Genomic DNA, 13,402 nt, shown 5'->3' with positions numbered 1-13,402 from the left:
CGGTCGTCGCCAGTCCGGGCCATGGGCGGAGACACCCTCGTCTCCGACGCCGTGGTGACCCGCTCGACGACCCGAACGACATTTATCGGCCCCCACCAACTCCCGAGCGTGCGGTTTCGCTACCCCTGTCCGGACTGTCGCTCGACCAACAGCCTGCACGACCCCGACTGCCGGTTCGACGGCACCCCCTGGCCCGAGGTCGAGCGCGCCTACACGGACGTGCTCGTCGCGCTGAGCGACGGCGCGAAACGCGAGGGGCGCATCCGCGAGGCGACCGACGGACCGTGGGACCCGCTCCACTCCGCGGCGCTGAGTCGCCTGCGTCACGAACAACGGCTGAAGGAGACCCGCGGCGACGCGCTCGAACTGCGCTCGGCGGCGGAGTTCAAAGAGCAGGTCTCCGAACCGACCCAGGAACCCATCCGAACGGTCTACGAGAAGGGGTCGGTGCCGGGCACCCACGACAACGCCGTGTTCGCCATCATCGCGTACTACGAGATGGTGGGACTCTCCTGGGAGGAGACCCGCGAGCAGGTCGTCGCGTGGCTCCACGAGTCTGGCACCTGGAAGCGCGGCGGGTTCGAGGAGGCCTCGCCCGAGCACCTCGTCGACTCGAAACGCCACGTCTACGACCAGGGCTACGGCTGGAAGGAGAAGGCACGGGCGGCGAAGGCGGTCATCGACCGGTCGCTCTGAGAGCGGGGTCGGGAGAGAAGAGACCGAGAGAGCGGGCTCTACCGTCGTTCAGTCGCTCTGGATGCGCGGGGCGAGCATGTAGGTGACGTTGCCCTGTCCTTCCGCGATGTCGAAGTGCATCTTGACCGGGAAGTCCTCGCCGAGTTCGACGGTGACCTCGGCGTCTTTCGGGATGGCCTTGTTCATCTCCTTGAGGTAGTCGAGGCTGAACAGCGAGTGGGCGTCGCCGGCGGTGAGGTCGATGAGGTCCTCGCGGTCGAGTTCGAAGTGGACGTCGTCGGTGTCGCCCTGCGCGTCGACGTAGAAGTGGTCCTCGTCTTCGTTGACGCCGAGGACGATGTGCTCGGAGACCATGTCGGCGGCCTTGACCGCGCGGTCGATGTGGCTCCCTTCGAGGACGATGTTGGCGGCGAGGTCGAGGTCCGGGAGGTCGGGTTCCTGGCGGATGGAGTCGGGGTCGATGAGCGCCAGCGTGTACTCCAGGCCGTCGATCTGGATGTGGAGCTTGCGCGTCTCCTCGTCGAGTTCGAGGTGGACGAGCTGGTCGGCGCTCGCCATCTTCACCATCTCCTCGAGGCGCGAGAGGTCGACGCCGATGACGCCGCCGTCGGTCTCGTAGGACTCGAAGGCGGCGGGGGAGAGCGAGAGGTCGACCATCCCCACGTTCGCGGGGTCGACCGCACGAATCGTGAGCTCGTCTTCGTCGAGACGGATCTTACACTCGTCGACCAGCACGCCGACGGAGTCGAGCGCCGCCCGGAGCGTCCCCGAGCTCACGATAGCCTTGAACATACGAACGGTTTACCGGGGATGGGTTAAAAACCTAAACGATTCTCCCCGCGTGCAGGCGGGCGCGGGACCGCCGACCGGGAGCGTGGACCGCGACCACCAGCGACGCTCACCGCGGGCCCAACAGTCAAACGATAGCCGCGAGTCGGTTCTCGCATGACCGAACCGAACGCGCGCCTCAGCCGTCGTCGTCTGCTCGCCACCGCAGGAACGAGTGTGGCCGCGCTCGCCGCCGGCCCGACCGTCCTGGCCGCTCAGGACGGCGAGAGCGAACGAGTCGCCGTCCCCGCCGTCATGCCACAGACGGGGGCGATAAGCGGCGACGAGGACTACACGGGGTTCCTGCTGAAGCTGACGAGCGAACTCGACACCACCGTCGAGGGGGTCGGTGGCTGTACCGTCGAGGGGTGGACGCCGTCGAACCCCCGAGTGTTCGAGACGCAGGTCGTCGACACCGTCAACGCGGGAGAGAACGACCAGTACGAGGTCGTCCCGTCGTCGGCGTACCTCCCGCAGGACACCGACTTCGCGAGCGGGGACCTGTTCGTCATCAACAACCAGTCGGCGTGTGGGGGTGGCGAGTTCCTCGGTATCCAACTGGAGAACGTCCGCGACAGCGAGGACGCCGTCCGGTACAACTTCAGCCGCGAGGACGTGAGCAGCGACGGCGGCGGCGACGACGGGGAGTCGGGCGCACTCGGCCCCGGCTTCGGCCCCGTCGCGGCGCTCGGGGGCGTCCTCGGCGGCGCGTACGCGCTCGCCCGTCGGGGGCGTGGCGACGACTGACAGCCCGAGCGCCGCGACACGGTGTCGCACGACCCGGACGCCGACCGAACGAAGGGCGTATCCGGTCGAACCGCCTACGCGGGCCAAATGGCGCGCAAGGACGACTACTACAACCGTGCGAAGCAGGAGGGCTACCGTTCTCGCGCGGCGTACAAGCTGAAGCAGTTGAACGAGGAGTCCCACCTCGTCGAGCGCGGCGACACCGTCGTCGACCTCGGAGCGGCCCCCGGCGGGTGGCTCCAGGTCGCTGCGGAACTCGCGGGCGACGAGGGCACCGTCGTCGGCGTCGACCTCCAGCGCATCAAGGACATCGACGGCGTCGAGACGGTCCGTGGCGACATGACCGACGAGGACGTCCGCACGGACCTCGTCGAGCGGGTCGGTGAGGCCGACGTCGTGCTCTCGGACATGGCTCCGAACATGACAGGCGAGTACAACCTCGACCACGCCCGCTCCGTCCACCTCGCTCGCCAGGCGTTCGAGACGTCGATGGCGGTGCTCGCACCCGGCGGCGACTTCGTCGCGAAGGTGTTCGACGGCCCCGACCTCGCCGACCTCAAGGCGGCCGTCGAACGCGAGTTCCGCTACGTCCGCGAAGTGCGACCCGAGGCCTCGCGCAAGGAGTCCTCCGAACTGTACCTCGTCGCGAAACGTCGACTCACCGCCCCGGTCCGCGAGGGCGACGAACTCGACGTCGAGATTCAGGACGTCGGCAGCGAGGGCGACGGCATCGCGAAGGTCGAGGGGTTCACGCTGTTCGTCCCCGACACCGAGGCCGGCGAGACGGTCACCGTGGAAGTGACCGACATCAAGGCACGGTTCGGGTTCGCCGAGAGAGTCGAGTAGCGCTGTCGCGACGGAGGAACGCCGTCGTCAGTCCGTCGGCGTGACGCGCGGTGCGACGCCGCGGTCCCGAGCGGTCCGGACGACGAGGTAGACGAACGGCGTGTCGACGACGGCGATGAGCAGTTTCAGCAGGTACTGTCCGACGACGAGCGTCAGCAGTTCCGACCCGGGGAGGACCGGACCGACGCCGAGCACCGACGGCGCGAGGCTGAACGCGACGCCGACGAAGATGACCGTGTCGAGCAGTTGGCTCGTGGCGGTCGAACCGATGTTCCGGAGCCACAGTTTCTCGCCGTCGGTCGCCTCGCGGATGCGGTGGAAGACGACGACGTCCCAGTTCTGGCTGACGACGTACGCGAGCAGGCTCCCGGCGACGATGTTCGTCGACGCGCCGAGGACGGCCGCGAACTGGTCGGCGAACGCCGCGTCGGCGGCGGGCGCGGCGATGGTCCCCCAGACCAGCAGGAGCAACACGAAGTTCATCACGAACCCGACGTTGACCATGCTCTGGGCGGCGCGCTTGCCGTACAGTTCGGAGTAGCAGTCCGACGCGAAGAACGTGAGCGCGTAGGCGAGCGCCGCGCCGGGCAGCGCCAGCGCGGGACCGACGACCGGGAGCGAGACGGGCAGGGAGAACAGCAACACCTTCGAGGCGGTCAACTGGGCGGTGACGAGCGCCGTGACGAACAGCGCGACGAGCGCGACGGCGGCGACCGGGAGGACGCCGGAGCGCGCCTCACTCATCGTCGTCGAGGCGGCCGTGGCGGGCGTCGATGTCGTCGAGCACGTCGAGCGTCTTGCGGATGGACGCCCGGATGGCGTCGCTCCGGTTGACGAACTTCCCCTCGTCACCGACGTGGTCGTCGAGGTCGTCGAGCAGTTCCTGTGGAATCTCGACGCTGATCTTGGGCATGGACGGCAGTTGCCGGCGACGATTCAAAACCTGTCGATACGGACGCCGCGACGTGCGGACAGTGCGACCGGAGAGCCTCAGTGAGAGCGAAACAGCGCGACGAGTTCGCGACAGACGAACCCCGCGAGGAAACCGAGCAGCGCTCCGCCGAGACAGAGCAGGGCGACGGTGCCGGCCGTCGCCATCGCGAGCGCCTCGGGGCGACCGAACAGGACGAACGCGACCGGGGGAACCATCCCGATGACGATTCCTTCGAGCAACCCGCCGCCCCGCGCCGCCGAGATAGCGGCGACGAGCGGTGGTGTCGCGAGCAGTACGACCGGTAACACGCGACGATACAGCGTGTCGCTGATGGTGCCACCCGGGAGGACGACGACCGTGACGACCGCCAGCAACGCGGCGGCGTACACGGCCGAGACGTACCACTCTCGTGTGTCGCGTCTCCCCCGAAGCAGCGTCTCCGTCGCCCCGCTCATCGGTGTCTCCCCCGAGCAGGGCGGGTCGTCAGACGTGCGAACATACCCCCCAACTCCCCGCCCGCACAGTTAGCTTTTCCGCAGCGGAAGAGTGTCACAGTATCAAATGTGAAGCATCGTTCGGGACACCCCCGAGGATGACCCGGCGAGCGCGGACGTCGGGCCGGGAGGGACGGGGTCGAACGGTGCGCCGCGACCGACGAGACGTCGTCAGTCCGCGCCCTGGCCCCGCGAACGGGGCGAGCGCCGGCCGCCGAGGGTGTACACCCAGAGGACGCCGAGACCGACGCCGTACATCAGCGCGACGGGGACGGCGACGAGGAACATCGTGAACAGCCCTCGCGGGGTGAGGAACGCGGCGAGCGCGAACACGGCGGTGACGGCCTCGCGCCAGCGGTCACGCTGCATCTGGAACGGGACGATGCCGCCGCGGTGGAACAGCAGCATCGTCGTCGGGATGGCCGCGAGCAGGCCGATGCCGACGGTGGTGAAGAACACCAGCCAGCCGAAGGCGTTGACGCGGTACTTGATGAGCATCCCGTTGTTGACGATGTCGGCGGCGAGCCACGAGATGACGTTGGGCGCGATGACGAGGAAGCCGACGACGCTCCCGACGGTGATGGCGATAGCCGTCGTCACCGCCCACGTGAACAGGACGCCCCGGTCGCCGGTGACGAGACCGCGCTCGGCGAGCGCGGGCCACATGTAGTAGAGCAGGAGCGGGACGACGGCGACCGCGCCGATGATCATCGAGAGTTTGACCTCGAAGATGAGCGCCTCGACGGGGTGGAGCGCGACGATGTTGAACACCTCGGGCGAGATGGACTCCGAGAGACGAACGACGTACCCCGGCGACAGCGACCCCGCACCGCCCGAGACGGGGTCGGGACCGACGACCGGGTACTCGACGTAACCCGCCGTCGGCAGCCGACTGAGGAAGACGTCGACCAGGTCGCGGATACCGCCGGTGTAGAGCCAGGCGAACGAGCCGCCCATGAACAGCATGAACACGGCGATGAGCCGGAACGACTTGGAGGCGAGACTGCCGAGGACGAACTGCACGTCGTAGAGGTAGCCGCCGATGTCGTCCTCGTCGGTGTCGTCGTCGGTGAACGCCCCGACCATCCCGGTGGTCGTCCGGGTGACGACGCCCTCGTCGTCCGCTTGGTCGTCGGTCGCCTGGGCCGCCTCGGCCTCGGCGGCCGCCTGCCGACTCGCTTCGGCCTCGTCGAACCGGTCGAGGACGGCCTGGGCCTTCTCGTGGTCGCCGTCGTTCATCGCCGCGCCGGCGACGTTCAGGGCCTCCTCCTCGTCCATCTCGGCGAACGCCTCGGGGGGGGCGGCCCGGACGCCCGCGGCGTCGAGCGTTCGCACGTCGATGGCAGATGGGTCGCCGAACGCGCCGGGGTCGTCGATGGCGAGCTGGTCGACCACGCGGAACAGGTGGAAGACGAACACCGCGAGCGCGACGAGCACGGCGACGGCCGCCGAGGTGACGATTAGCGCCGTCGCCTCGGTCGTCCCGAGCAGGTCGGCGGGTGCGGGCAGTTGGACCCGGTAGTCCGCGGGAAGTCGCGTCAGCGCGCGGTTGGCGCGTTCGACCCCGCCCGCCGAGAGCGCGCCGTAGGTGGCGGCCCCGCCGAGCACCGCCCCGCCGAGGACGGTGTTCCAGTTGCTCCGGACGACGGCGCGAAGCCCGACCGCCTCGCCCGAGCGCTTGACCGAGACGACCACCTTGGTCAGCCCCAGGCTGGCTCCGTAGAGGAACAACAGCGGCACCGCCCACATCACCTGCGTGAACGGGTCTGGCGGCGAGAACACCGCACCGAACGCGAAGATGGCGACGACCGCGTAGCGCCAGTTGTCGCGGAACGTCTCATACTGGACGAGTTCACCGTACGCGAGCGACGCCATCGCCAGCGGCAGCTGTGCGGCGAGACCGAACGACAGCGAGAGGAACAGGACGAACTCCGCCCACTTGACGATGGAGTAGTCCGGTGCGAACCCGGCCTGGACGGCGTTCGAGGCCAGGAAGTCGAACATCACCGGGAAGAAGACGTAGTAGCCGTAGGCGGTCCCGAGCACGAACAACACGACGGAGGTCAGCCCCATCCCGACGAGTTGCCACGTGGGAATCTTCTTCTCGGGCCACCAGCCCCGGCGTTTGAACGCGTCGCGTCCGAAGTAGACAAGCACCGGGAGGGCGAGAATCGCGCCGATGATGAGCCCGATCTTCGCCTGGAGGAGGATGACGTCGAACGGCGTGACGGCGACGATGTTCGCTTCGGGGGCCGTTCCGAGCAGGTCCGCCTGCAGGCGACTCCACCCGAAGTAGTAGAGGAACATGATGGTCCCCAGCAGACCGAAGAGGAACACGAGCGCCACCTTCTGGAGGTCTTTCTGCGCTGCTCGAAGCATCTCGCCGACGGCGGCCCGTCCGTCGACTAGTGCTCGTTTCGTATCGTCGTCGATGGCGCTCGACACACCCGACCTAGCCAACTCCGTGCTATCAATCTTTTCCGTCGGCGTCGGGTGAGAAGGCTTACAACGGACCGGTGACCTACGGTCGGGTAATGAGTGGCGACGAGCGGCGTGGGTCCGACGACCCGCCGGAAGCCAGCGACGAAGTCGCGGGTGACGACGCCGACGTCGCGGACAGCGAGGTCGACCAGCGGGAGACCTCGGAAGACCGAGCGGTGACCGACGAGAACCGTGAGGACAGCGAGGCCGACCAGCGGGAGACCTCGGAGGAAGGCGAAACCGACCGGCCGGACGTCCCGGCCGACGCGGCCCTCGCGGACCTCTCGTACAAGGAACTGCAGTCGCTCGCGACGACCCACGGTATCGCACCGGTCGGCCACTCGGCGGCCGACCTGCGCGACCACATCGCCGAGGCTCGCGACGACTCCGAGGGTGACGACGGGTCGACGGACGGGACCGCGGCCGACGCCGAGACGGCGACCGACGCCGAGGACAACGCAGACGACGCGGACGACCCGATGGCCGACCACGACGTCGAGTACCCGAGTCCGCCGAGTACCGACTGGTCGGCGGACGACGAACCCGCCATCGACGAGGTGTTCGAGGACGACGACGAACCGGTCGACGACGGCGACGGCGAGGACCCCGCCGACCGCCTGTCGCCGGTGCCGTCCGACGAGCCGAGTACCCCTCCGGCGACCGACGCGGCGGACGACGACGGCGTCGCCCAGTCCGACGGCGGTGCGACGGTCGTCGACGGCGCGGACACCGACCTCGACTACAGCTACTACGAGGACGACGGCGACTTCATGAGCGGCCCGGAGCACGACCAGGAGATGCCGCTGGCCGACCACATCGAAGAGATGGTCAAGCGCCTCGGCGTCGTCATCATCGCGATGGCGCTGGTGAGCGTGCTCACCCTCCCGTTCGCCGTCGACCTCATCAACTTCATCTGGTACTCCATCCTCGGGTCGGTCCAGAACAGCGTCACCAGCCCGCGGGCGTACCAGCCGCTGTCGCTCGTGCTCGCCCGGCTGAAGGTGGCGACGCTCGCCGGCTTCGTCATCGCGTTACCGGTGTTCGTCTACGAGACGTACCTGTTCATGCGGCCGGGGCTGTACAAACACGAGCGACGCTACTACCTCGCGGCCGTCCCGACGAGTCTCATCCTCGCGTTCATCGGCGTGGCGTTCGCGTTCTACCTCGTCCTCCCGTTCATCTTCAGCTACTTCGTCGGCTACTCCGAGCAGGCCGCCGACATCGCGTTCGGTCTGACCGAGACGTTCGGCCTGATGTTGCTGTTGATGGGCTTCTTCGCCGCCGTCTTCCAGATTCCGCTGCTCATCATGCTCGCGGTGATGATGGGCCTGACCACCCGCGAGTGGCTGGCTCAGCGTCGCCTCTACTTCTGGGGTGGCTTCCTCGGCGTCGCGCTGCTGTTCAGCCCCGACCCGACCGGTCTCGCACCGTTCATCGTCGCCATCACGATGGTGACGCTGTTCGAGGGGACGCTGTTGCTCCTGCGCTGGACCCAGCGCTAGCAGCGTACGACGTTCCGGTCGTCCACGCTCTCGACCACGGCCGTGCTTGTAGAGGAGTTGGTACCACCTCGAAAGCCCCGAGACGCTGGGCGAAGGTGGCCGACGCAAGCACTGGAGTGAGCAAAGCGAACGAAGCGCGCAGCGAGGCCCCCGAGTCCAGCGTCTCGCCCCTTTCAGTCCACCCACGATAGCTGGCTGAACTGTCGTCGCGGGTGGACTGAAAGGGGCCGCGGTCTGGTGAGCCGAAACGACGTAAGCACCACAGTGAGCGAAGCGAGCGAGGAGCGCAACGAGTTGCAGGCCACCAGACCGCGGGGGCTTTCGAGGTGTTCTCCTCGGCAGCCGAGTCGTTCCCTCACGAAGAACCAAGCCACCACCGTCCAAACCCCCACCAATGCCGACAGTCGTGCTGATGCGACACGGGGAGACGCCGTGGAACCGCGACCAGCGGATGCAGGGGTGGGCACCCGTCCCGCTCTCCGACCGGGGCCACGAACAGGCCGCCGCGGCCGCCGAGCACGTCGCCGCGAGCTACGACGTCGACCGCATCGTCTCCTCGGACCTTCTCCGAACGCGGGAGACGACCGAGCGGGTTCGCGAGACGCTGGGCGACCTGCCGGTCACGTTCGAGCGGGCGTGGCGCGAACGTGACATCGGCGTCTACCAGGGACTCGGCTACCAGGAGATGCTCGACCGGTTCCCGACGTTCGCGCTGGGCGAGACGGCGGCGCGGGCGGCGACCGAAGTCCCGGACGGCGGCGAGAGCATCGTCGGGATGCGCTCGCGGGTGCTGACCGGGTGGCGGACAGCAGTCGAGGAGTCGGGGACGACGCTCGTCGTCACCCACGGCGGCCCCATCCACCAGGTGCTCGGGCACGCGAAGGGGATGGACGCGACGACGGCCGTCCTCGAACACGAGCAGGCCAACTGCGCGGTCAACGAGTTCGAAGTCGACGGCGAGTCGGTGACGGTCCAGCGCGAGAACGCGACGCCGTGGGCCGACGGTCTCGACGTGCGAACCCGCGAGGGACTGGAGGGCGGCGCGGAGTAAGAGCAGACGAGCGACCGGGCCGAGCTACCGCGTCGGGTACTCCGTCTCGAAGACGTTCGTGACCTCCGAGACCGAGTCGTCGCACTCGGGCGCGTCGTCGGCCTCTGGCTCGGTGTCGGCGTCGCTCGCGGGACTGACGCTGCCCGTCGCGTAGCCGTGGAGGTCGAGCGTGACGTGGTCGAAACCGACGGCCTCGCAGTGGTCCCGCGCGGCGGCGACGAACTCCGGGTCGAGTGCTCGGTCGAGTTCGTCCTCGCCGACCTCGATTCGCGCGAGACCGTCGTGGTCACGGACGCGGAACTGCTCGAACCCCCACTGCCGGAGCAGCGACTCGGCGCGTTCGACGCGGGTCAGGCGCTCCTCGGTGACTTCGAGACCGGTGGGGATGCGCGAGGAGAGACACGCCATCGCGGGCTTGTCGGCGACCGAGAGGCCGTACTCGCGGGCGATGTCGCGGACCTCCTCCTTCGAGACGTCGTGGGCGAGCAGCGGCGAGAGCACGTCGAGTTCCGCGACCGCCCGGAGACCGGGGCGGTGGCCCTCGCCGGGGTCCGAGGCGTTGGTGCCGTCACAGACGGTGTCGATGTCCAGCGAGCGAGCGTGGTCGTACATCGCGCCGAGACGCATCGTCCGGCAGTGATAGCAGCGCTCGCCGTCGTTCTTCACGAACTCGGGGTCGTCCAGTTCGGAGAACTCGACGGTCTCGTGGCGGATGCCGATCTCCTCGGCGACCCGGCGGGCGTCGTCGAGTTCGGCGTCGGGGAGCGTCTCGCTCTTGGCGGTGCAGGCGACGGCGGCCTCCCCCAGCGCGTCGTGTGCGAGGGCGGCGACGACGCTGGAGTCGACCCCGCCGGAGAACGCGACGAGGACGGCGTCGCGTTCGGCGAGCGCCGCTCGGGCGGCGTCGCGTTTGGCCGCGGTGTGCTCGTCCATGCCCGAGACTGTGTCGCGACGACCAAAGCCCTCACGTCCCGTCGCCGTGGCGTGACACCGGACCGAGAGACGGGGTCGGTGGGGACCGAGCCAGTCGCGCCTCGTGAACACGCAGTGGCGGGCACAACGCTCAGGGTCGTGGCGCGAGTCGTCGATCCACATGTCCGGACGGGACGACACGACACTCGGCACGAGCGACTCGCCGCTGTACCCGGAGGACCACCAGGGCGCGCACTTCCTCGGCGTCGAGGACCGAGGGTCGCCGCTGTACTACGACGCGAACCAGAACACCGTCTACACCGGGAAGGTGGAGTCGGGACAGTTGACCGACGAGTGGGCGACCGAGGTGTCGCTCAGCGACCGGTCGCTCTCGGAGTTCCTCGACAGCGAGTCGAGCAGTTGGGAGTCGCTCTCGGCGTTCGCCAAGCGTCACCTCCCGGGCGTCGACACCGACGAGGACGAGGGCGACCGATGAGCGACCGGCCGGGACCCCCCGGCGACGACGAGCGCGCACGGTTGCGCGAGGACGCCCCGCAACTCATCGGCCAGTCGGCCGGCGGGAGCCACATCTACTACGACGAGGTCGGGGACACGATGTACGAGGGGTCGCCCGACGACCCCGACACGCGGCGCAACGAACGACCCCTCGACGACGCGGGCGTCGAGGGCATCGTCGACACGGTCAACGAGCGCGAGGGCTGGAACTGGCTCTCGGAGTTCACCCAGGAGCGCCTCCCCGACCTCGGGACGATAACCGGCGACGACGCCGACGAATCGGGCTGAGCGCGGCATCGGCCCGTGTATCGGGACGACACCACACCGCACGCGGAGCGACGGACCTTTGTCAGCCGACTGCAACGGCGGGGGTATGGACCTCGAAGCCATCCAGGGTGTCGGCGCGAAGACGGCCGACCGGCTTCGACAGTTGGACGACGCCGAGCGCGCGCTGGAAGACGGCGACGTCGCCGCCCTCGCCCGCGCCCCGGGCATCACCGAGGGCACCGCCGCCCGCATCGCCCGCAACGCCATCCGCGAGCGCCACGGCGACACCGAGGACTTCCTGCGGACCGACCGCGCCCGCGAACTGTACCGCGAGGCGCTGGCGCTCGTCCAGGAGCGAGCGGTCACCGACTACGCGAAGAAACGCGTCGAGACGTTCTACCCCAGTGCGAGCGCCACCCGCATCGCGGAGGTGCAGACGTTCGTCGCCGACGCGCGCGACCACGACCCGACCCCCGAGGTCCGTGAGGCACTCGGCGACATCGAACCGCTCGTCGCGCCACGGGACCTCCGCGTCCGGGACCGCTGTGTGGCGACGGGCGACGCCGAACGCTTCGCCCGCGCCGAGAGCGCGTTCCCCGAGGTGAGCGTCGAACTCGTCGAGGACTCGCGGGACATCGCCGAACTCGCGCGCGGGTACTCGACCGTCGTCGTCCTCGACGAGCGCTTCGCCGGCCTGGACATCGACGGCGACGTGCGCGTCCTCCCCGACGCCTTCGACCGGGTCGACGAGGTGGTGCCCGAACGCCTGCTTCGGTTCTTCGCGGACAACCGCTCGCGACTCGACGCCGCGGCGACCGTCCACGAACGCGCGGGCCTCGACGCCCCGTGTGACCTCGACGCGATGCGAGACGGCCTGGACCGACTGACCGACGACGGGACCGTCAAGGGCGACGCGGACCTGCATCGCCTCCGCGACGCGGTCGACGACCTCGACGTGGCGGTCTCGACGGCAGAGAGCGTCGCCAACGACCGTCTTCGGGAGGCGATTCAGTCACAGGACGTCACCATCGAGGGCGCGGACCTGCTCTCGCTGGTCGAACAGGGCGCGCGCGTCGACTCCCTGCTGGAGACGGAGCTCGCCGACGAGTTCGACGCGGCCATCGACGCCGCCCGCGACCACCTCTCGGACGCGCTTGCAGTTCCGGACTACGACGACCTCGTCGAACAGGCGTTCGTCGAAGACCCGACGTTCCCCGTCGAACACCAGGAGGAGGCGGTCAACCGCCTCCGCCGGGAGTTGCAGGCCGCCCGTGACCGACGCGCCGCGAAACTGAAGGCCGCGCTCGCGGCGGACCTCGCGGACCTGCGCGACCCTGCGGGGACGCTCGTGCGGGCGGCGCTCGACCTCGACGTCGAACTCGCGGTGGCGCGCTACGCGGCCGACTTCGACTGCACGGTGCCGGAGTTCGTGGAGCGCGATGGCGACGGCATCGGAGCGGGAATCCTGATGCAGGGCGGGCGCTCGCCGCTGCTGGACGTCGACTTCGAGGCGGTCGACCCCGTCGACTACGGCGTCGAGGGAGTCGCGCTCCTCTCGGGGGTGAACTCGGGGGGGAAGACCTCGACCATCGACCTCGTGGGCCTCGTCGTCGTGCTCGCCCAGATGGGCCTGCCCGTCCCCGCAGAGCGCGTCGAACTCCAGCGCTTCGACGCGCTACACTACCAGGCGAAGAGCCAGGGGACCCTCGACGCGGGGGCGTTCGAGGCCACGTTGCGGGAGTTCGGCGACCTCGTGGATGGACCGGGCGCACGCCTCGTGCTCGTCGACGAGTTGGAGTCCATCACCGAACCCGGGGCGAGCGCCCGTATCATCGCGGGCATCCTCGAATCGCTCCACGAACAGCGTGCGACCGCCGTGTTCGTCTCGCACCTCGCCGGCGAGATCCGCGACGCCACGGGGTTCGACGTGCAGGTCGACGGCATCGAGGCCGTCGGTCTCGTCGACGGCGAGTTGCAGGTGAACCGCTCGCCGGTGAAAGGGCGACTGGCGCGCTCGACACCCGAACTCATCGTCGAGAAACTGGCCGACGACGCGGGCGACGGCGACGGGTTCTACCGGCGACTGCTGGCGAAGTTCGCCGACTGAGCGTCCGGTTCGCGGACCTGT

At 69.0% G+C, this 13,402-nt stretch carries 14 protein-coding genes; 8 read left to right on the top strand and 6 right to left on the bottom strand.

Annotated elements, in window-relative coordinates; genetic code table 11:
* Nucleotides 1-21 precede the first annotated feature (21 nt).
* A complete protein-coding gene (locus M1L36_RS07780; RefSeq protein WP_250873141.1) occupies nt 22-696 on the top strand; it encodes a DUF7474 family protein in 675 nt (224 codons plus the stop codon).
* Between the two features lie 48 nt (nt 697-744).
* Here the strand turns inward: M1L36_RS07780 and M1L36_RS07775 are convergent, their stop codons facing one another.
* The gene (locus M1L36_RS07775) at nt 745-1,488 is read right to left on the bottom strand and encodes a DNA polymerase sliding clamp (RefSeq protein WP_250873140.1); all 744 of its coding nucleotides are present in this window, start codon (nt 1,486-1,488) and stop codon (nt 745-747) included.
* Nucleotides 1,489-1,641: 153 nt separating this feature from the next.
* Between M1L36_RS07775 and M1L36_RS07770 the strand changes: the two genes are divergently transcribed.
* Together M1L36_RS07770 and M1L36_RS07765 are read left to right on the top strand one after the other, a co-directional pair.
* Nucleotides 1,642-2,271 (top strand): hypothetical protein, encoded by a 630-nt coding sequence (locus M1L36_RS07770; protein ID WP_250873139.1) that lies wholly within the window; start codon nt 1,642-1,644, stop codon nt 2,269-2,271.
* 87 nt (nt 2,272-2,358) lie between these two features.
* Entirely contained in the window at nt 2,359-3,117 is a 759-nt protein-coding gene (locus M1L36_RS07765; RefSeq protein WP_250873138.1) for a 23S rRNA (uridine(2552)-2'-O)-methyltransferase, read from the top strand.
* A 27-nt stretch (nt 3,118-3,144) separates the two neighbouring features.
* Here M1L36_RS07765 and M1L36_RS07760 read toward each other — a convergent pair whose 3' ends face one another.
* The 4 genes from M1L36_RS07760 to M1L36_RS07745 form a co-directional block, all read right to left on the bottom strand.
* Complete coding sequence (locus M1L36_RS07760) at nt 3,145-3,861, bottom strand: queuosine precursor transporter (protein WP_250873137.1); 717 nt, start codon at nt 3,859-3,861, stop codon at nt 3,145-3,147.
* Nucleotides 3,854-4,030, bottom strand: coding sequence for a ribbon-helix-helix domain-containing protein (locus M1L36_RS07755; protein ID WP_250873136.1), 177 nt, complete (start codon nt 4,028-4,030; stop codon nt 3,854-3,856). The genes M1L36_RS07760 and M1L36_RS07755 overlap by 8 nt, the downstream gene beginning before the upstream one ends.
* 77 nt (nt 4,031-4,107) lie before the next feature.
* Nucleotides 4,108-4,506 carry a hypothetical protein gene (locus M1L36_RS07750; protein WP_250873135.1) on the bottom strand — a complete coding sequence of 133 codons (399 nt, stop codon included), beginning with the start codon at nt 4,504-4,506 and terminating at the stop codon, nt 4,108-4,110.
* A 210-nt stretch (nt 4,507-4,716) separates the two neighbouring features.
* Nucleotides 4,717-6,990 (bottom strand): twin-arginine translocase subunit TatC, encoded by a 2,274-nt coding sequence (locus M1L36_RS07745; RefSeq protein WP_250873134.1) that lies wholly within the window; start codon nt 6,988-6,990, stop codon nt 4,717-4,719.
* 89 nt (nt 6,991-7,079) lie between these two features.
* Here M1L36_RS07745 and tatC point away from each other — a divergent pair, with 89 nt between their 5' ends.
* Nucleotides 7,080-8,528, top strand: coding sequence for a twin-arginine translocase subunit TatC (tatC, locus tag M1L36_RS21340; RefSeq protein WP_305794378.1), 1,449 nt, complete (start codon nt 7,080-7,082; stop codon nt 8,526-8,528).
* A gap of 394 nt (nt 8,529-8,922) precedes the next feature.
* Complete coding sequence (locus M1L36_RS07735; RefSeq protein ID WP_250873133.1) at nt 8,923-9,579, top strand: histidine phosphatase family protein; 657 nt, start codon at nt 8,923-8,925, stop codon at nt 9,577-9,579.
* A 24-nt stretch (nt 9,580-9,603) separates the two neighbouring features.
* On the opposite strand, the gene larE is transcribed toward M1L36_RS07735, so the two are convergent.
* Complete coding sequence (gene larE / locus M1L36_RS07730; RefSeq protein ID WP_250873132.1) at nt 9,604-10,512, bottom strand: ATP-dependent sacrificial sulfur transferase LarE; 909 nt, start codon at nt 10,510-10,512, stop codon at nt 9,604-9,606.
* A gap of 160 nt (nt 10,513-10,672) precedes the next feature.
* Here larE and M1L36_RS07725 point away from each other — a divergent pair, with 160 nt between their 5' ends.
* The 3 genes from M1L36_RS07725 to M1L36_RS07715 all read left to right on the top strand — a co-directional run bounded on the left by M1L36_RS07725 (nt 10,673) and on the right by M1L36_RS07715 (nt 13,381).
* Complete coding sequence (locus tag M1L36_RS07725; RefSeq protein ID WP_250873131.1) at nt 10,673-10,987, top strand: hypothetical protein; 315 nt, start codon at nt 10,673-10,675, stop codon at nt 10,985-10,987.
* Complete coding sequence (locus tag M1L36_RS07720; RefSeq protein ID WP_250873130.1) at nt 10,984-11,295, top strand: hypothetical protein; 312 nt, start codon at nt 10,984-10,986, stop codon at nt 11,293-11,295. Before M1L36_RS07725 ends, M1L36_RS07720 begins: the two co-directional genes overlap by 4 nt.
* 85 nt (nt 11,296-11,380) lie before the next feature.
* Entirely contained in the window at nt 11,381-13,381 is a 2,001-nt protein-coding gene (locus M1L36_RS07715) for a MutS-related protein (protein ID WP_250873129.1), read from the top strand.
* Nucleotides 13,382-13,402: the final 21 nt, after the last annotated feature.

Origin of the sequence: Halomarina rubra, assembly GCF_023699475.1 — an archaeon.
Taxonomy (GTDB): Archaea; Halobacteriota; Halobacteria; order Halobacteriales; family Haloarculaceae; genus Halomarina; species Halomarina rubra.
The sequence above is the reverse complement of the archived record's forward strand: the minus strand, read 5'-3'. Positions and strand labels throughout refer to the sequence as shown.